Origin of the sequence: Acinetobacter sp. A2 (assembly GCF_012371325.1) — a bacterium.
Lineage (GTDB): Bacteria > Pseudomonadota > Gammaproteobacteria > Pseudomonadales > Moraxellaceae > Acinetobacter.
This window is the reverse complement of record NZ_JAAZQX010000002.1, coordinates 15,128-35,108: the sequence shown is the minus strand read 5'-3', so window position 1 is coordinate 35,108 and position 19,981 is coordinate 15,128. Positions and strand designations below refer to the sequence as shown.

Below are 19,981 nucleotides of genomic sequence, written 5' to 3'. Positions count from 1 at the left end.
TCTCGGCAGACTCTTGTAGATTTGATAAAAAGCCAGTGAAAAACGTGCAGGAAGGTGCATTTTTTCATACAATAAGCCCACCTTAATATTGGTACAGAGCATGCGTGATACCCAACCAGATTTCCAAAGTGATGAGTTTTTATTAGACCATTATGTGGGCAAAACCCCATTGGTGCGTTTGCAGCGTTTGGCTCAACATACGCAGGCAACGGTTTTGGCAAAACTGGAAGGGAATAACCCTGCGGGTTCGGTCAAAGACCGTCCTGCCTATAACATGATTATGCAGGCAGAAAAACGCGGTGAAATTCGACCAGGTGATACTTTAATTGAAGCAACCAGTGGTAACACAGGCATTGCTTTGGCAATGGTAGCAGCCATGCGTGGTTATAAAATGCAGCTGATCATGCCTGATAATATGAGTCAGGAGCGTAAAGATGCTATGCGGGCTTATGGGGCTGAACTGATTGAAGTGACCAAAGCACAAGGCATGGAAGGTGCACGTGATTTGGCTTTGCAAATGCAACGTGAAGGCAAAGGCTTGGTGCTGAATCAATTTGGTAATCCTGACAATGTGCAGGCACACTATCTGACCACGGGCCCTGAAATTTGGCAGCAAACGGGTGGAAAAATCACTCACTTTGTCAGTTCTATGGGTACCACAGGTACCATTATGGGCGTGTCTAAATATTTAAAAGAACAAAACCCAGATATTCAAATTATTGGTTTACAGCCTTCCGACGGTTCAAGCATTGCAGGTATCCGTCGCTGGCCTGAAGTCTATTTACCGACTATTTTTGACCGTAGCCGTGTCGATCGTATTATTGATATTCCGCAAATTGAAGCTGAAAAAACCATGCGCAAACTGGCGCAAAAAGAAGGCATCAGTGCGGGAACATCTTCAGGTGGTGCGGTTTGGGCGGCATTAAAAATTGCTGAAGAAAATCCAGATGCAGTCATCGTGTGTATTATTTGTGACCGTGGTGACCGTTATTTATCGACAGGGTTATTCTCTGTTCAAGACCCTGAATAGCCGAAAAGCATTCATTTCTTTGTAGCTGACTGAGTAAAATCGTATGCGTTTACCTGTGCTGATTTTCGATATTGAAACCGTTACCGATTTGAAATCAGGCGCGCATTTATATCAGCTGAATTTACCTGAGGCTGAACTTGAACACGCGTTGATGAAACTGCGTCGGCAAGAAGCGGGCACCGATTTTCAGCGTCTGCCTTTGCATGAAATAGTCTGCATTTCAGGCTTGTGGATTGATGAACACGGCATGAAACTGTTTTCATTTAGCCGCGAACAAGACAGTGAAGCAGCAATGCTGAAAAAGTTCTTGTCTATTTTTGATAAGCGTCATCCGACTTTGGTGAGCTGGAATGGTTCGCAGTTCGATCTGCCTGTAATTTTATTCCGTGCCATGTATCATGGGCTGTCTGCGCCGAGTTTGTTTGATCAGGGCGAGATTGATCAGCAAAAACGTTATAACAATTATCAAAACCGTTACCATCAACGTCATGTCGATTTAATGGATGTGATGGCCATGTTCAATGGTCGCCATTTTCAGAAACTGGATGATATGGCCTATTTGTTGGGCTTCCCGGGTAAGCGGGTAGATGCGGGTTATCGTGTCCCTGAATTTATGCAAACAGGTGAATGGCTCAGACTGACACGCTACTGTGAAGGCGATGTACTGAATACTTGGCTAATTTACCTGCGCTGGCTGTTGCTGAAAGGGCAGTTATTGCCAGAAGATCATACTTTATGGGTACAGCACACCATTCAATATTTGCATACTCAACCGCAACATGAAGATTTTTTGAAAGTATGGCAGCAGAGTTCACAGCAAACTGAATTTACCCGTGCAGACTTTCCTGAGCAGGCTTCATCTACTACAGGGCTGAATCAGGCTAGCGAAAGTTCAGCATGGTCTGCTCCTTCACCTTCTTCTGACGCCTAGGTACACATGAAACATCGCAGCAAACAACGAACGACTCAGCAGGCTGTGCATTGCTTTCAGGTCGAGTCTTTATCGCATGAAGGGCGTGGTATTGCACATTATGGTCATCAGGCAGAGCATCCTGCTGAAAAGCACGGTAAAACGGTGTTTATTGAAGGGGCTTTGCCCGGTGAAACTGTACGCGCCAAAATTACTCAAAGTAACAAGCGTTTAGAACAAGCCGAATGTTTGGAAGTGCTCGGTGAGCCGTCAGCTTTGCGGGTAACATCACCATGTCCGCATTATCAACAATGTGGTGGTTGCAGCATGCAGCATATTCAGGTGGATGAGCAGATTCGTTTAAAGCAACAAGTGTTGCAGTCACACTTGCAGCACTTTGCGCAGGTGCAGCCTGAAGAGTGGCTTGCGCCATTACGTTCAAAACGTGAAGATTATCGTCGTAAAGCACGTGTTGGTGTGCGTTATTTGCCCAATCAAGACAAATTGGTGGTCGGTTTTCGTGAGCGCAACAGCAACAAACTGACCAGCATTGATCGTTGTTTGGTGCTTGATGAGGCTTTTGGTTCTTTGACTCGCCTTAAGCAGCTACTCCAAAGTCTAACAGGCAAAGCCCATATTGGTCATATAGAATTGGCCATGGGAGATCAAGAGATTGCTTTGGTGGTACGGCATACAGAAAAATTATCTGCAGCCGATGTCAACCAATTACAACAATTTGCGTTACAGAAACATTGGCAATTGTATTTGCAACCTGAAGGCCCAGACAGTTTACATCGGGTTGATGATCCATACGCGCCTATGCGTTTGCATTATCGTTTAGATGATTTTGATGTGGATTTTGGCTTTCATCCGCAAGACTTTACTCAGGTCAATTCAACCATTAACCCACAGATGGTGAAGCTGGCATGCGATTTGCTTGAGTTAAAATCAGGTGATCGGGTGCTTGATCTGTTTTGTGGATTGGGCAACTTTTCTTTACCACTGGCGCGCTGCGTTGGTGCGACAGGATCAGTGGTTGCAGTTGAGGGTTCTGAGCAGATGGTGCAGCGTGGTGCAGAAAATGCACAGCGCAATGATTTAGATCATGTTAGGTTTTATTCACAAGATTTAACAAAAGATTTTTCGCATCATTCTTGGGCAAATCAAGGATTTGAGGCATTATTAATTGACCCTCCGCGCTCAGGTGCAGAGGAGGTGATGCATTATGTGCCCAAATTTGGTGCAGATAGAATCGTTTATGTGTCGTGTAATCCAGCCACACTCGCAAGGGATGCAGGTGTATTGGTCAAGCAGGGCTATCAATTGAAAAAAGCAGGTGTGATGGATATGTTTACCCATACGGGTCACGTTGAATCCATTGCCTTGTTTCAGAAAGAAAAGCAAATAAACGATTTATAATATGAAGTACATAGAGGTAGGAGAAGGGTATGGTCACAGTACGTGAACAACTTCCTGGACGTTTAAATGAACTGTCTGAGGAAACGACTGTAGAACATGCCGAACAAGCACGACAAGATTTGGCAGAATGGCTAGATCGAGTACGTGATATTTATGATGGGGCGGCACTTGAACAATTAGAACACGTAGCCAATTACACCCTGAAAAAAGAGTTGGAAACTACAGTCAGTCATCGTTCTAATACCTTATATACTGGTATTGAGATGGCAGATATTTTGGCGCACTTGCATGTCGATGAAGACACCTTGTCGGCAGCTATGCTGTACCGTGGTGTGCGTGAAAATGTGATTCATTTAGATGAAGTACGTGAAGAATTTGGTGAAGTGGTATATGGCTTGATCAAAGGCACTTTATCTATGGGTAAACTGTCTGAGCTGATCGAAAAAAACAAACGTCTAGAAGATCACTTTAATAACAATCAGCGTGAACATTTAACTGGCATTTATAAAATGCTGATTTCCATGACGGAAGATGTACGTGTTGTGCTGATTAAACTGGCAGAACGTACCTATTCTTTACGTGAGTTAGCCACAGCTTCAAAAGAACGTCAGGAACGTGTTGCACGTGAAATTCTAACCATCTATTCGCCATTGGCACACCGTTTAGGTATTGCTCAACTGAAATGGGAACTTGAAGATTTAGCTTTCCGTTATTTAGCACCAGACCGTTATAAAGAAATTGCCACACTGCTCAATGAAAAGCGTTTAGAGCGTGAAAATTATATCCAAAGTGTGATTTCACAATTGCGCACAGAATTGGGCAACAACGGTATTCATGCTGAAATTAGTGGTCGGGTGAAACACATTTATTCGATTTATCGAAAAATGAAAAGTAAGAACCTGAGCTTTGATCAGTTATATGACATTCGTGCTGTACGGGTCTTGGTCAAAACTATTCCTGAGTGCTATCACTCATTGGGTATTGTGCATCAATTGTGGCGACATATTCCGCATCAGTTTGATGACTACATTACCAATCCGAAAGCCAATGGTTATCGCTCTTTACATACCGCAGTGATTGCAGAAAACAAATCACTGGAAGTGCAAATTCGTACCATGGATATGCACGAAGAAGCCGAGTTGGGGGTGTGTTCACACTTCAACTATAAAGAAGGCTCTAAGGCGACGGACCATTCGTTTAATCATCGTCTACATTCTTTACGTTCAGTGTTGGAACATTATCAGGAACGTAATGATGCCAGCGCACATAAAGATGATGATTCTGAAAACTTTGAGCAACTCCAAGAGTTTGAAGATTTTGAAAAAATTTATGTGTTCAGCCGTGATGGTGACATTAAAGAGTTACCACGTGGCTCGACCGTACTGGATTTTGCTTACCATGTGCATACCGAAGTGGGTAACAAATGTTATGCCGCACGGGTGAACCAGCGTTATGTGCCGCTGACCTATACCCTAAAAACAGGTGAGCAGGTCGAAATTCTGACCAAAAAAGACCGTGAGCCAAACCGTGATTGGTTGGTACACTCTTTGGGTTATATCAAAACAGCACGTGCACGAGATAAGTTACGCCACTGGTTTAGACAGCAAGACCGCAGTAAAAATCTGGAAGTTGGGCGTGAAGTACTGAATAAAGAATTATCACGTTTGGCAATTCACCCGAAAAGTATTGATTTGAATGATTACTGTAATCATTTCAATGTCAAAACAGGTGAAGACATTTTGATTGGTTTGGTGAATGGCGATATTGGTCTGCATGCCTTAATCAATCAGGTTAACCGCCATATGCACTTGGATCAGGATGAGCCTGAGCTAGTGCTGAAACCAACGTTGAATCCACGCGCCAGCCACACACTTTCTGCACATGGTATTTTGATTGATGGTTTGGATAACGTCGAGTTGCACATTGCACAATGTTGTCAGCCTGTACATGGCGAGGCCATTGCGGGATATATCACCCTGAACCGTGGCGTGAGTATTCATAAAGTGGCGTGTTCAGACTATATTCGCATGATTGGTAACGAGCCTGAGCGTGCAGTTGAAGCTGACTGGGAAATGCAGCCGACCCGTGGTCAGAGTGTGCAGATTGTGGTGGAAGCTTATGACCGCCGTGGCTTGCTCAAAGATTTAACTCAAGTGATTTTTGCCGATCAAATTAACATTCGTCAGGTCAATACCATTTCTGAAAATGATGGAATTGCCAATATGAAATTGTTGATTGAGGTGAAAGGTCTGGCACAGCTTTCTCGTTTGTTGGCACGTTTGGAGCAGCAACCGGGTATTATCAGTGCACGCCGTTTGGTGCAGGGTAGTTAATCTGAATCACTTCTAAAAAACCAGCATTGTGCTGGTTTTTTTCTATACGGCTTGGGTTGGTAATTTCAATTTGCTGTAGGTTAAAGCCAAAGGAATAGGAAGATTAAGGATGAGTCAAACAGCTAAAAAAATTCATGTAGATGTGAGCCCTATTCATAAAATTTTTGTTCCTACTACAACAGATTCACGAACAGAACAGATTCAACAGCAAAAGCAGGCGATTTACCGCTATCGGAATCAATTACTCTCAAAGTATTTAGCACAGGATATTCAAAATAGCGATATTCAGCGCAATGTACATGGCAAACCTTTTTTAAGTGAATTTCCAGAGTGGCATTTTAACCACAGCCACAGTCGTCAACATTATGCATTGGCCACTAGCAAACAAGTTCAAGATTTAGGTATTGATGTAGAGGATTTAGACCGTCATGTACGTTTCGATGCTTTGGCGCAGCATGCCTTTCATCCAAATGAATTAAGCTACTGGGCAGAATTAGAGCATGCACCTGAATATTGGTTTCGGGTTTGGACCACCAAAGAAGCTGTGCTGAAAGCTTCAGGTTTGGGTATTCGTTTAAGTCTAAATGAACTAGATACAGGGATGCACCCTGAAGCACAGGGGGGAATGTGTCATCATCCTCAAATTGGGCATTTTGCTTATCAAAACTTTAATTTGGCCAGCTGTATGTTGACTGTAGCATGGCGATCTGCACCTTCATGTGCAGGATTTCAGTTTCCTCAAATTCAAATTATTCAGCATTAACTTTTTGTTGGCACATTAAAAAAGCCTATCCGAAGATAGGCTTTTGAGTGATCTAACTGAATTCACAATTAAGGAATTTCTTGCTCTTCACCTTCAAATTCAGGCTTCACTTGTACAATAAAGTCCTGACGGTTCAGACCACGCCAAAGGGCAAAAGCGGTACCAATATAAATGGACGAATAAGTACCTACAAATACACCTACAAACATGGCAATCGAGAACCATTTCAGGCCATCACCACCCATGACCATCATTGCTACAACAACTAAGAGTAGGGTCATAGAGGTATGAATGGTACGACGTAAGGTTTCAGTTAACGCAATGTTAATTACTTCCAGTGGAGTTGCACCACGAATTTTACGGAAGTTTTCACGAATACGGTCAGATACCACGATGTTATCGTTCAGTGAGAAACCGATAATGGCCAAAAGTGCTGCCAAGACAGTCAGGTCAAATGGCCATTGCATCATGGCAAAAATACCCAGTGTCACTACAATATCGTGGAATAAAGACAGCACTGCACCCATCGCCAGTTTAAATTCAAAGCGAATGGTCACGTAAACCAACATTAATAACAAAGCCAATGCTACAGCACCTGCTGAACGGACGTATAGCTCGTTACCGACTTGACCACCCACCACATCAACTTTAGGTACGGCAGCTGCGTTATTTGGCAACTGTACCGCAGCGGTAATCGCTTTGGTTAGGTCCTCGGCTTCTACATCTTCCTGTACAGGCATACGCACCATTAGGTCGCGGTCAGAGCCAAGGGTTTGCACCACAGGGTCATTGAAGCCAGCTTTGATTAAAGCACTTGATACATCAGTCGCTTTAACAGGGTTGCTATAGTTTAGTTCTGCCGCAATACCGCCAGTGAAGTCCAAACCTAAATTTAAACCTTTGGTGGCAATAAAGAAGATACTGGCAACCGTAAGTAGAATAGAAAGCAATGCCGCAGGCAAAGCAATCTTCATAAACGGAATCACGCGCTCATCTTCAGGGCGACCGTATTTTTTTGAAGGTAGTTGAGTATTCTCAGTCATCAGTGATCTCCTTAAATGCTCAACTTTTTCAAGTTACGTTTCTTGCCATAAATGATTTGTACAATTGCACGGGTTACTGTAATTGCAGTAAACATTGAGCAGACAATACCAATCATTAGGGTTACGGCAAAGCCTTTAATTGGGCCTGTACCAATTGCGAACAGAATGAAGGCCACCAAGAACGTGGTCAAGTTCGAGTCGAAAATGGTGTTATAAGCTCGGTCATAACCTGCCACAATGGCTTGTTTAGGCGAGGCTCCCCACTTAATTTCTTCCCGTATTCGCTCACAAATCAGAACGTTGGCATCTACCGCCATACCAATGGTGATAACGATACCAGCAATACCTGGCAAAGTGAGTGAAGCACCAATCCAAGACATGACAGTTAAAATCATGGCAAGGTTGAAGACCAGTGCAAAGTTGGCAATCAAACCGAATAAACGGAAGAACACCACCATCCAGATTGCGACTAAAATGAAGCCGATCTGCGTGGACAATACACCTTTATCGATGTTTTCTTGACCTAAGCTTGGACCAATGACACGTTCTTCAACAAAGTACATTGGCGCAGCCAAGGCACCTGCACGGAGCATCAAGGCCAATTCTGCAGCTTCTTGCGGAGAATCCAGACCAGTAATACGGAACTGTGAACCTAAAACCGCTTGAATGGTTGCCGCATTAATAATCACAGATTCGGTATACGGGGTACGTACTTCAGTTTGTGTGCCTGTTTCATCTGCCACATAGCTAATGCGCTGTTTGTTCTCAATGAACAACACCGCCATACGTTTGCCAACCGCATTACGGGTAGCATCCGACATGAGTTTACCGCCAGCAGCATCTAGGGTGATGTTTACTTCAGCACCGCCTGTGTCTTGGCTAAAGCCACTTGAGGCATTCTGAACACGCTCACCTGTTAAAATACGGCTGCGATTTAGAAGTAACTGACGACCGCTGTCTAAGGATTCAAAAGCAAAGGCTTCGGTGCCCGGTGGCACTGTACCTGTGGTTTGGCCTGTATATGGGTCAATGTATTGATCATTCAGATCGGACACCAAACGGAATTCGAGGTTTGCAGTACGACCTAAAACACGCTTCGCTTCAGCCGTATCTTGAACACCTGGCAATTCCACCACAATACGGTTGCTGCCTTGAGTTTGCACCAAGGCTTCAGCTACACCTAGTTCGTTAATACGGTTACGCAGTGTGGTCAAGTTTTGATTGACTGCATAAGACTGAATTTCTTGTTTGCGTACATCGGTATACGTCAGGCGTAAACTCGAACCTTCTGCTGTCGCTACCGCTTGTTGAGTGTACTCATTGCCGTTACGGCGCAAGAAATCCATTACCGCATCACGGTCTGCATTGTTGGCAAACTGCAAGCTAATGGTGTTGTTGTTCAGTGACAGACTATTGAACTTCAGCTTGTTGTCACGTAACTGACGACGTAAATCTGTAGCTGAGGTTTCCATACGCTGGCTGATGGCCTTGTCCATATCCACTTCTAACAGGAAGTGAACACCGCCACGTAAGTCCAGACCTAACTTCATTGGTTTTGCACCAATTTTTTGTAGCCATTCTGGGGTGGTGGGTGCAAGGTTAAGTGCCACAACGTAGTCATCGCCCAAACCACGGCGCAAAGCTTCTTTGGCTTTGAGCTGTGCTTCTGAGGTGTCTAAACGCAACAATGCAGCATTGTTGGTAAAGCTGTTGTCATGACTGGCAATATTTTCTGATTGTAAAATTTGCTCTGCTTTTTGTACGATGCTTTGATCAATTTGGGTACCAGCTTTGGCACCTGAAATTTGAACAGCAGGTTCATCTGGATACAAGCTAGGCAGGGCATATAATGTACTCACCACAAGAACTACGAGGATGAGTAGATATTTCCATGCTGGGTAACGCATTTATTTTCTTCTTAAAATGAAAAAGTCGTGCGTGAGCACGACCCTTTTTTGATTAAAGATTGTTTAATGTGCCTTCAGGAAGAACTGAAATGACACTCGCGCGTTGAACTTTAACTTCTACACCACGGCTTAATTCAACTACTGCAAAATCACCTTCAATTTTCGTGATTTTACCCATCAAACCGCCTGCAAACACCACTTCACTACCAACGCCCAAGCTTTCAATCAGTGCACGGTGTTCTTTGGCACGTTTTGATTGTGGACGCCAAATCAAGAAGTAAAAGATTGCAATAAAAACAGCAATCATTAAAAGGTTGGCTACAAGGCTTGGTTGTTGTGCAGCTTCACCTGCTGCGTGAGCAGTCGAAATAAAAAGGCTCATTTCATTTTCCTAAACTAAAAACTGGCGATCAGTGATCTGATAATAAATTGGGTTTGTTCTGCAATTTACCTTGTCTTTTTACTCAGCGCAAATACTGAAAAGACTAATCTTCAGGACAAGGTGGAACTTCTAGACCACGGCGGGTATAAAAGTCCTGTACAAAATCATCAAAAGTACCGTTATCCAAGGCATTACGGATGTCTTGGGTGAAACGTTGGTAATAACGTAAATTGTGGATGGTACCCAACATAGAGCCGAGCATTTCGCCACATTTTTCTAAATGGAACAAATAGGCACGGGTAAAGTTTTTACAGGTATAACAATCGCAATGTGGATCGAGCGGGCTTTGATCATGGCGATATTTGCTATTGCGAATACGTACCAAGCCATCGGTCACAAAGTAATGTCCATTACGTGCATTACGGGTTGGCATCACACAGTCGAACATATCTACACCACGACGAATGGCTTCAACAATATCTTCTGGTTTGCCCACGCCCATCAAATAACGTGGTTTATCTTCTGGCATTTTCGCTGGCAAATAATCCAGCACTTTGATCATTTCTTCTTTCGGTTCACCTACCGAAAGACCACCAATGGCATAACCATCAAAACCGATATCAAGCAAGCCATTTAGAGATTCATCACGTAAATCTTCATACATGCCGCCCTGAATAATACCGAACAGGGCATTGCTGTTGTTGAGTTCATCGTGGTGATGGGTTTTACAGCGTTTGGCCCAACGTAAAGACAATTGCAGTGATTTTTGTGCTTCTTCATGTGTTGCAGGGTAAGGCGTACATTCATCAAAAATCATGACGATGTCTGAATTCAAGGTTTTCTGAATTTCCATTGAAATTTCAGGGGATAAAAATACCTTTGAGCCATCAATGGGGGAACGGAAGGTTACGCCTTCTTCTTTAATTTTACGCATAGCGCCTAGGCTGAATACCTGAAAACCGCCTGAGTCAGTTAAAATAGGCTTATCCCATTTAATAAACTCGTGTAGACCGCCGTGTTCCTGAATCACTTCCAGTCCTGGACGTAAATATAAATGGAAGGTGTTACCTAAAATAATTTGCGCCTGAATTTCTTCAATATCACGTGGCAACATGCCTTTGACCGTACCATAGGTCCCTACAGGCATAAAAACAGGGGTTTCTACAACACCATGTGCAAGGGTTAAGCGGCCACGACGGGCACGTCCCGACTGACCTAATTTTTCAAACTTCATATAAGTTCCAAATCAAGGCGAAAAAACAGTTCGCTGATTGCTAGCGCTAAAAGTGCACTATTTTCCTAGATTCTGCAGGGAATTGCCAGTTGAGATACGTTTTCATTGTTAAAAATTACGTGCAAAAAAATTCAGTCACTTTATTGGAGACTACGTGGCGTAAAATTGCTGAATCCGTTGGGTAATTTCTTCTTTATGCAAGGCAAATTCCCCCTGTTCATGGCTGTCCATCGCTGCAACATGTTGAATCAGGCGTTGTACGTACAGATTGCTGTCAATAAAACTTGGCTCTAGCGTGAGCAAATAGGCTTCATGAGCAATGCTTAAATAATCATAAGGCTCAATTTCTAAAAGCTGTGCCAAATCGGTAAGTAAATCTTTATCGACCTGTTGCAGTTTGAGTTTGTTGTGCTGTGTATTGGTGGTTTGCACAGTATGCTGCACATGATGAGCAAGTAAAAATTCATCCAGTAATGCGCTGGGTGCATTTAGAAATTGTGCAGAATAAATTTCAAAATCATGCTGTTTTGGAATATGAATCAAAATACAATCTGACTCAAATCTAGGTCATAAGCATTGGAGAGTGCTTGTTTGGCTTGTTGGAAAATATCCAATAACAGTTCTAGATGGTTGTATTGTGGGGTGTCGGGGCTATTGAGTAGGGGGTTGCCATATATATACCGCTGTTTGAAATAATCTGCAAAAATATTTTTAAATTGATGCAACCCCTGAGCACTGTGCGTTTGGGTGCGATAACGCCATTTTTCCACGTTCCATTTGTCTGCTTCAGATAAGTACTCAGCAGAATCTTCCTGTTCACTAAACAGACTGCGTGTGCTTGAAACTGCCAGATAATCGATGCCTAGATATTCATTTAAAACTAATGCGCAGGCATAGAGTTGATCGGGTTCATACTGCTCATAGAGTTGAAAAAACTCTTGAATTAGGCTGTCTTTTAAATTTTGGAGATGATTTAGCATGGTGATATCGCGACTTTTTTTATTGTAGGAATGCTCATTTTTATTGAACAGTAGTTGTTTGTATTTTGTTCAGGTTTTGATTGTCTCAAAGCTGAAAAAAATGTCAAGAATGCTCAATAATTTGTAGTCAAAGTGCAGCTAAGTTGTTAAGTTGTCCTTAGAGCCAATTCATAGAGGTGGGTTATGAGTGCGTTTGAGTTGCTGTATTTAGCCAAACATAAGGGGCGTAATCAGGTGCAATACAGTGTGGAATCTTGTATTTAAAGCCCTGTGATCTAATTTTTGTACATCTTCATTGAGGGTAAAAGCAGCAGATTTAACCCTGCTGCTTTTTTATTTGAGCTGCTTTAAATACTGCTAAGCATAGATGTATTAAAAATTTGGACGATAATCGAAACTTTGAGCTGCACTATTGTCACGAAACGCACGAACAGGTTTTTTAGCAGTAGTGGCGGTATTAATGATGTTGTTTGGAAAGACCTGAATATAATTATTAAATAATTCTACATTGCGGTTATAAATGGTAATCGCAGCGCCCACATTTTCATTTTGCTCGTCAATTTCATGCATCATTTTTAAATACAGTTGATCGGCTTTGAGTTCAGGGTAATTTTCTACCACAACATTTAAGCTACGCATTAACTCTTTGCTTAAGGCTTCAACACGTTGTAACTGACCAACATCGGCATTATTGATATTTAAGTTCATGATGTTCTGGCGCAGTTCGGTCACTTTTTCTAAAGTTCCTTTTTCCATGCCTGCATATTGCTCAACCACAGGTGCAAGTTCTTCCAAAGTTTTTAATTTTTGACGCTCAAAACTGGTGACATCTGCCCATGCACGAATGGTGGCATTGAAATGACGCACGATATTGTTGCGAATCGTTATAACAATCAAGATGATAGCAATAACGACCAAAAGAAAAATTGCGATGCCCATAGTGTTGCCCCAAGACCATTTTCTTATTCAAGAAAATCAACTAAATCGGTTTGTAATTGTTCCAAATAAGGTAATTTAAAAGTGCGTAAGTGTCCACGTAATGCTGAAATATCTTGAATATTTTTTGCTTTACTGGAAATTTCAAACAGATTTTTGCTGCCTAAAAAACATAAGGTGTGTCGTTCAGGGTGAAACAATAAATCCCCTTGCTGATGCTGGAAAAAATCATCCAGTTTTAACACCAGAGCGGGGCTGAGTGTGCGCGCCATTTGAATCGCATCACTACCAAAGAAATTGAGTTTTTGATTCAGTCGGATGTCACTGGTATGCCATGGTACATGGTAGGGCGCACCAAAAGTTTTTTTATTGGTGCTAATGGCTAAACCTTGAATTTTCACATCAAAGACAAAGACACCCGATAAATAGCGCACCACTTCTTTGACTTTATAATCATTGCCATTTTTGTCTTTAATACGTATTTCACTGACATAGCGGTATTCAAAAAGCAAAACCTGATGTTGTTTGCCCTGTTGATCAAGCCAAACGGTACTGGCATAGCGGGTAATGTCATTGGAAAGATTACCCAAATGAAATAAGGGGAACATCGCTTTTAAATGGGCGATAAAGTAAATGGGTTGCAAGGTTTTGGCGAGGTGCTGCGGTGGTTGTTGCCATGCCAGTTGGTAGCGTTGAGCAATGCTTTCCTGTTCTAAAAAAGCAATGACTTCTTTAATGGGATCATCTTGTTCATAGGTAATAAATGCCCAAAAAATACAGACTACACCAATCAGCAAACAAAATTGCAGCCAAATATTACTCGGTTGAATCAAGAGTAATAAACAGAATAGCACACCTATAATGCCCAGCAGTATCGGCAAAACATTTTCAAATTTTAAGGTAATGTCATCTTGCCAAGGGTGCAAACCATCCAAAATTTCTTGATGGCTTTGGGCTTTTTTTCCAATATCCCAAAGCCGCGCGATATTGCGAAATACTCGCTTATTCTTCTTACGTCGAATGTGAATGGAGTGTTGGACAGTATCGAGCGGCATGGAGGTTCTTCACAAAGGCTTAGGCTTGCGCTTGGTCAATCAGCATGGCATCGCCATAACTAAAGAAGCGATAGTGTTCTGACACGGCATGTTGATAAGCGCGCATCACGTTCTCACGACTTGATAAGGCAGAAACTAGCATCAATAGTGTCGATTCAGGCAAGTGGAAATTGGTAATAAGGCGATCTACCACTTTAAACTGATAACCAGGATAGATAAAAATTTGTGTATCGCCCGTCCATGCAGCCAATTCGCCGCCGTGAGCTTGTGCTGCACTTTCTACAGCACGGGTAGCGGTGGTACCCACTGAAATGACTTTATTGCCACGTGCTTTGGTGGCACGAATTAAATCTACAGCAGCGTCTGAGACCTCACACCATTCACTGTGCATAACATGATTGGCAATGTCATCGGTACGTACAGGTAAGAAAGTACCTGCACCTACATGTAAGGTCACGAAGGTTTTTTGAATACCTTTATCTGCTAATTGTTGCAGCAAAGCTTCATCAAAGTGCAGGCTTGCTGTAGGCGCTGCCACACTGGCAAGTTTGCTCGGGTCATTAAATACGGTCTGATAGCGTTCGGTATCAATCGCTTCTGCTTCACGGTTAAAGTAGGGGGGAATAGGCAGCTGCCCATAAGCATCTAACACGTCTAAAATGGGTTGTGAAAACTCAACAATAAACAAGTTTTCATGGCGTCCCTGCACGGTTACTTTTACCGCATCTGGCCCGATAAACAGTTCAGCCCCAGCTTTGGGTGAATTGCTGGCTTTAATATGACAATGCGCAATAAAACGATCTTGCAGGCGCTCTACCAAGACTTCTACTGCACCGCCTGTTGCGCGTTTACCCTTAAGGCGTGCTTTCATAACTTTGGTATCATTCAGTACCAATAAATCGCCCGCTTCGAGTAAATTCAGTAAATCGGTAAATTGATGGTCATGGTATTGACCTTGTGCATCGAGATGCAGCAGGCGAGAAGCACTACGGCTTGCAAGTGGATAACGTGCAATAAGTTCATCGGGGAGATCAAAACTGAAGTCAGAAAGCTGCATGATAAAAACAAGTCAGAAAACTAGAAAAAACTGCGCTTAGTATATGCTTTTTTAAGTTTTATAGATGAAATTGGTCGATTATAAATCAAAAAAATGACAGCTGATTTAATTTTAAACAATTGCAAAAAACTTGCGTTGACAAGCCGTCAAAAAAGTTTATTATACCCATCAACACCTACCCGAGGTGGTGAAATTGGTAGACGCGGCGGACTCAAAATCCGCTGTCAGAGATGACGTGTCGGTTCGAGTCCGACCCTCGGGACCATATAAAAGAAAAGCCCTCAAGCATATTCAGACTTGGGGGCTTTTTTATTGTCTGGAAAATTGTTTGGAAGTCGGTCAATTATTTGAATATTCTCAAATTTTTTAAAAGAAGGTAGTGGTTTACTTAAATTTAACTTTCTTGGTTCATGAATCAGAATGAGCAGACAGAATAAGAAATAAAGATATATTTGAGGATATAGCTAACTTTTCAGAATCTTTATTAGTTTGCTTATAACAAAAAAACCAGTGTTTACACACTGGTTTTTTGTAGAACAAGCACTGAATAGAATCAGTGCTGGGTCATAGCATTAAACAGTTTCAAGTGCTGCGTTGAATGTTGCGCTTGGACGCATAACAGCATTCACTTTAGCTTGGTCAACTGCATAGTAACCACCGATATCAACCGATTTGCCTTGAACTTCTGCAAGTTCCGCCACGATTTTTTCTTCGTTATCTGCCAAAGCTTTTGCAAGTGGTGCAAACTTAGCTTTTAACTCAGCATCCTGGTCTTGGTTTGCAAGCGCTTCTGCCCAGAATTTTGCAAGGTAGAAGTGGCTGCCACGGTTGTCCAGCTCGCCAGTACGACGTGATGGAGATTTATCGTTGTCTAGAAGCTTGCCAGTTGCTGCATCTAAAGTCTGAGCAAGAAGTTTTGCTTTTGCATTGTCTTCTTTAATGCCCATTTCTTCTAAAGAAACAGCTAGTGCAAGGAACTCACCTAATGAATCCCAACGTAAGTGGTTTTCTTCAACCAACTGTTGTACGTGTTTCGGTGCTGAACCACCCGCACCAGTTTCGTACATACCGCCGCCTGCCATTAATGGAACAATAGAAAGCATCTTCGCAGATGTACCTAGCTCCATAATTGGGAACAAGTCAGTTAAGTAGTCACGTAAAATGTTACCAGTCACAGAAATGGTGTCTAGACCACGCGCAACACGCTCAAGCGTATAACGCATTGCACGAACTTGCGACATGATTTGAATGTCTAGACCTGTGGTGTCGTGATCTTTCAAGTATTTTTGTACTTTCTTGATCAATTCATTTTCGTGTGGACGGTATGGGTCAAGCCAGAAAATTGCAGGCATGCCTGAGTTGCGTGCACGTGTAACTGCAAGTTTAACCCAGTCGCGGATTGGTGCATCTTTCACCTGACACATACGCCAGATATCACCTTCTTCCACATTTTGCGTCATCAACACTTCACCTGTTTCTAGGTCAGTGATGTTGGCAATACCAGCTTCAGGAATTTCAAATGTCTTGTCGTGAGAACCGTATTCTTCAGCTTTTTGCGCCATCAAACCAACGTTTGGCACAGTACCCATGGTACGTGGGTCAAAGTTGCCGTTCCACTTACAGAAATTGATCATTTCTTGGTAAATACGTGCGAACGTAGATTCTGGCATTACTGCTTTACAGTCATACTGCTTACCATCAGCACCCCACATTTTACCGCCACCACGAATCATTGCAGGCATAGATGCGTCAACAATTACGTCGTTTGGTGAGTGGAAGTTGGTGATGCCTTTCGCTGAATCTACCATTGCAAGCGCAGGGCGGTGTTCTTGGCAAGCGTGTAAATCTTCAATGATTTCTTCGCGTAAAGAAGTTGGTAAGGTTGCAATCTTTTCATAAAGACCAGCCATACCGTTGTTTACGTTAATGCCAAGCTCTTCAAACAATTTACCATGTTTTTCAAACGCTTCTTTATAGTAAATTTTTACACAGTGACCAAATACGATTGGGTGAGATACCTTCATCATGGTCGCTTTTACGTGTAAAGAGAACAAAATGCCTGCTTCTTTACAATCATCTAATTCTTTTTCATAGAAGTCGCAAAGTGCTTTTTTGCTCATGAACATTGAATCGATGATTTCACCGTCAAGTAACGCAACTTTTTCTTTCAGTACAATGGTTTCACCAGACTGAGTGACGAGTTCCATTTTTACGTTACGTGCACGGTCTAAAGTCATAGATTTTTCACCGTGGTAGAAGTCGCCTTCATCCATGTGTGAAACGTGCGTTTGAGACCATTGCTTCCACTCGCTCATAGAGTGCGGGTGTTTTTTCGCATAGTTTTTCACAGCAGCAGGTGCACGACGGTCTGAGTTACCTTCACGTAATACAGGGTTTACTGCAGAACCTAAGCATTTGCCAAAACGTGCGCGAAGTGCTTGCTCTTCTTCAGTGCTTGGGTTTTCAGGATAGTCAGGAATCGCAAAACCTTTTGCCTGTAATTCTTTAATACATGCAACCAATTGCGCAACTGAAGCACTGATATTTGGGAGTTTGATGATGTTTGTATCTGGATCTTGCGTGAGACGTCCGAGCTCTGCGAGGTTGTCGGCAACCTTTTGTTCTTCGCTAAGGTAATCTGAAAATTCAGCGAGTACGCGTGCAGCAACAGAAATGTCAGTTTTGACAATTTCAACGCCCGCAGGTTTGGTAAAGGTCTCAATGATCGGCAGCAACGAGTAAGTCGCCAGTAGCGGCGCCTCATCGGTCAGTGTATAAATGATTTTTGACTTTCCACCAGCCATATATAGCCCCTTGCTTTGATTAAGTTTTTAGGAGCCAGATTTAGACTCAGCTCCTGCGAACCGATTTGCTTAATTTAACCTTGAGAGTATCGACTCTCCGTGTATTTCAGTCAACGTAGATCCTGTGATAACGACATTTCGCTACGAAATGATGTGTCGCATTTGTGCTGAGCATGTGCCGAATCTTATGCAAAGTTTGCTCAATGCCGAACATAAAACCCGTCTTCGGTATTTACGATGGAAATACGAGCCAAATCGTATAAATGATGATCAGGTCATCAAAAGTAGTTGTTATTTTATTATAAATTAATAAGATGATTGTTCGACTTAAGTCGTATGTTTGAAAAATAACCGATAGAAAGAGCCTTGTTACATATTTACACAGCTTATTTTGTAAAATTATCAAGCATTTATAAGTTAAGTTTAATATTGGTGATGACGTAAAATCTTGTAACTTTGCAAAGGTGTATGAGGTTGCTATAGCTTATACACACATAAAAGGTCTGACTTATATGTAAAAAGTTTATAAAAGTTAACAAATTATGACTATTTTATTGGAATTGGCTCTATCTATAATCACGCACAGTCAGTTTTTAGAACACAAATACAGCACATGAACAGACTTTAAATTGTCTGAACAATAACGAAAACATTAACAACTAAATGTCTAAACTGCTTTTGTTCAATAAAATGATTTTAATACTTGTACTTTGTGTTAAAATTTGTTAATGAAAAAAGTTAGATTGGTGATTTTTTATTTCTTTATTTCAAAATCGAATGCCTATCTTTAAGGATAATCATGCACGAGGCAAAAATGAAAATACAGCTGCTTGAAATTGGTCCTGAAACGGAACAGCTGAGTGCTTGCACACTGTCATTATTATTGGGGGTGCATACGCAAGCCAACCAAATTGATGGCTTTATGAAATTTTCCCGTCAAATGTTGCAGGTTGAGCATGCTATTTTAACCTTTCGCAATGAACCTTATATTTGGTATTCTAGTCACGAAACTTTTAAAGCTTTTCATTCCAATCCAAATGCACAGCTAGGTGCATTCTTTCAGGGTCAGCAATTGATTGAACCCAAGCATCCGCAATATGCTAACTTTGTGCAGCATATTGCAAGTTTGGGTATAGAGGCTGAACGCTTAATTGCCTTGGACTTGCTTAAAACCGATGGTGAATCGATTGGTCAGCTGTTGTTGTTTGATCATCATCAAGATGAATTCAGTTTGGGTGCAGTACCCACGGTTGCCGAGTTCGCAGCAGGTTTGGTGCGTTATATTGAATTAAAAGTTGATTATGTTGGGTTAAAAGAACTGTACGAACAGCAGTCGGCTTTAAATTTTAGTAAAACAAAGTTTTTCCAAATTATTGCGCATGACCTGCGTGCACCCTTTCATGGTTTATTGGGTTTTTCTGAAGTTTTGGCGCAAGAGCGTGAAACTTTGGATGATTCGAGTATTCAAAATATTGCGGACTATTTATTTGATACCGCGCAATCGACCTACAATTTATTGGAAAGTCTGTTGAACTGGGCAATGGCTGAAGGTGGACGATTTGTCTACCATCCAATCAATTTTGAGTTGAAGCAATCGACTAAAATTGTCTGTGATGTTTTAAGAAGTCTAGCCATTAAAAAGAATATTGAGCTCATTGATCAGGTGGATGAAGGCATAAAAGTCTATGCAGACATCAACATGATTACTTCGGTGATTCAAAACTTGGTGTCTAATGCTTTGAAATTTACCAGTACAGATGGCACTGGCAAAGTCATTTTAAGCGTGCAGGCGACTGAAACGAGTGTAGATATTTATATTCGTGATACAGGCTTGGGTATGACCCCACAGCAGTTGGAAAACTTGTTTGAACAAAAACTCACTGTAAGCTTTAAAGGTACTGCGGGTGAAAAAGGCACGGGCTTAGGTTTGGTCTTGTGTAAGCGCTTTGTCGATTTAAACCATGGACAAATTGTGGCGGAATCTAAAGAAGGCGAGGGTACAACCTTTAAAGTGAGTTTACCCGTGGCGACCAGTACGCATCAGGTTTTAAGCAAAGAAGCGATACTTTCAGAGAAAATTTAAGTCACAATCTAAATTTGCTGAACATATTTTAAAAAGCCTGTCGGT

16 protein-coding genes and 1 tRNA gene are annotated in these 19,981 nt (G+C 42.0%); 7 read left to right on the top strand and 10 right to left on the bottom strand.

Annotated elements, in window-relative coordinates; genetic code table 11:
• Window positions 1-100 precede the first annotated feature (100 nt).
• The 5 genes from cysM to HHA43_RS01145 all read left to right on the top strand — a co-directional run bounded on the left by cysM (window position 101) and on the right by HHA43_RS01145 (window position 6,455).
• Window positions 101-1,030: a cysteine synthase CysM gene (gene cysM, locus HHA43_RS01165; protein WP_168541478.1), complete on the top strand. Its 930-nt coding sequence runs from the start codon at window positions 101-103 to the stop codon at window positions 1,028-1,030.
• A gap of 43 nt (window positions 1,031-1,073) precedes the next feature.
• Complete coding sequence (locus tag HHA43_RS01160) at window positions 1,074-1,961, top strand: 3'-5' exonuclease (protein ID WP_228284143.1); 888 nt, start codon at window positions 1,074-1,076, stop codon at window positions 1,959-1,961.
• Between the two features lie 6 nt (window positions 1,962-1,967).
• Complete coding sequence (gene rlmD / locus HHA43_RS01155; protein WP_168541476.1) at window positions 1,968-3,359, top strand: 23S rRNA (uracil(1939)-C(5))-methyltransferase RlmD; 1,392 nt, start codon at window positions 1,968-1,970, stop codon at window positions 3,357-3,359.
• Between the two features lie 29 nt (window positions 3,360-3,388).
• Window positions 3,389-5,692, top strand: a complete 2,304-nt coding sequence (locus HHA43_RS01150; RefSeq protein ID WP_168541470.1) for a RelA/SpoT family protein — start codon at window positions 3,389-3,391, stop codon at window positions 5,690-5,692.
• A gap of 109 nt (window positions 5,693-5,801) precedes the next feature.
• On the top strand, window positions 5,802-6,455 hold the full coding sequence (locus HHA43_RS01145; RefSeq protein WP_168419133.1) for a 4'-phosphopantetheinyl transferase family protein: 654 nt from the start codon (window positions 5,802-5,804) through the stop codon (window positions 6,453-6,455).
• Window positions 6,456-6,523: 68 nt separating this feature from the next.
• Here the strand turns inward: HHA43_RS01145 and secF are convergent, their stop codons facing one another.
• The 9 genes from secF to queA form a co-directional block, all read right to left on the bottom strand.
• Entirely contained in the window at window positions 6,524-7,501 is a 978-nt protein-coding gene (secF, locus tag HHA43_RS01140; protein WP_171525195.1) for a protein translocase subunit SecF, read from the bottom strand.
• An 8-nt stretch (window positions 7,502-7,509) separates the two neighbouring features.
• Window positions 7,510-9,405: a protein translocase subunit SecD gene (gene secD, locus HHA43_RS01135; RefSeq protein WP_168541468.1), complete on the bottom strand. Its 1,896-nt coding sequence runs from the start codon at window positions 9,403-9,405 to the stop codon at window positions 7,510-7,512.
• A 52-nt stretch (window positions 9,406-9,457) separates the two neighbouring features.
• Complete coding sequence (gene yajC / locus HHA43_RS01130; RefSeq protein WP_070152813.1) at window positions 9,458-9,787, bottom strand: preprotein translocase subunit YajC; 330 nt, start codon at window positions 9,785-9,787, stop codon at window positions 9,458-9,460.
• Between the two features lie 103 nt (window positions 9,788-9,890).
• The gene (gene tgt / locus HHA43_RS01125; RefSeq protein ID WP_168541466.1) at window positions 9,891-11,021 is read right to left on the bottom strand and encodes a tRNA guanosine(34) transglycosylase Tgt; all 1,131 of its coding nucleotides are present in this window, start codon (window positions 11,019-11,021) and stop codon (window positions 9,891-9,893) included.
• Between the two features lie 150 nt (window positions 11,022-11,171).
• A complete protein-coding gene (locus HHA43_RS13190; RefSeq protein WP_228284142.1) occupies window positions 11,172-11,564 on the bottom strand; it encodes a hypothetical protein in 393 nt (130 codons plus the stop codon).
• Window positions 11,561-12,001 (bottom strand): DUF4303 domain-containing protein, encoded by a 441-nt coding sequence (locus HHA43_RS13185; RefSeq protein WP_228284141.1) that lies wholly within the window; start codon window positions 11,999-12,001, stop codon window positions 11,561-11,563. The genes HHA43_RS13190 and HHA43_RS13185 overlap by 4 nt, the downstream gene beginning before the upstream one ends.
• 372 nt (window positions 12,002-12,373) lie before the next feature.
• Window positions 12,374-12,940, bottom strand: a complete 567-nt coding sequence (locus HHA43_RS01115) for a LemA family protein (protein WP_168419079.1) — start codon at window positions 12,938-12,940, stop codon at window positions 12,374-12,376.
• Window positions 12,941-12,963: 23 nt separating this feature from the next.
• The gene (locus HHA43_RS01110) at window positions 12,964-13,992 is read right to left on the bottom strand and encodes a hypothetical protein (RefSeq protein ID WP_168460024.1); all 1,029 of its coding nucleotides are present in this window, start codon (window positions 13,990-13,992) and stop codon (window positions 12,964-12,966) included.
• Window positions 13,993-14,011: 19 nt separating this feature from the next.
• Window positions 14,012-15,049 (bottom strand): tRNA preQ1(34) S-adenosylmethionine ribosyltransferase-isomerase QueA, encoded by a 1,038-nt coding sequence (gene queA, locus HHA43_RS01105; RefSeq protein WP_168460025.1) that lies wholly within the window; start codon window positions 15,047-15,049, stop codon window positions 14,012-14,014.
• A 178-nt stretch (window positions 15,050-15,227) separates the two neighbouring features.
• Between queA and HHA43_RS01100 the strand changes: the two genes are divergently transcribed.
• Window positions 15,228-15,314, top strand: a tRNA-Leu gene (locus HHA43_RS01100).
• Between the two features lie 307 nt (window positions 15,315-15,621).
• On the opposite strand, the gene HHA43_RS01095 is transcribed toward HHA43_RS01100, so the two are convergent.
• The gene (locus tag HHA43_RS01095; RefSeq protein WP_168541464.1) at window positions 15,622-17,853 is read right to left on the bottom strand and encodes an NADP-dependent isocitrate dehydrogenase; all 2,232 of its coding nucleotides are present in this window, start codon (window positions 17,851-17,853) and stop codon (window positions 15,622-15,624) included.
• A gap of 814 nt (window positions 17,854-18,667) precedes the next feature.
• On the opposite strand from HHA43_RS01095, the gene HHA43_RS01090 reads away from it, so the two are divergent.
• On the top strand, window positions 18,668-19,936 hold the full coding sequence (locus HHA43_RS01090; RefSeq protein ID WP_168541579.1) for a sensor histidine kinase: 1,269 nt from the start codon (window positions 18,668-18,670) through the stop codon (window positions 19,934-19,936).
• The last annotated feature ends 45 nt before the right edge of the window (window positions 19,937-19,981 follow it).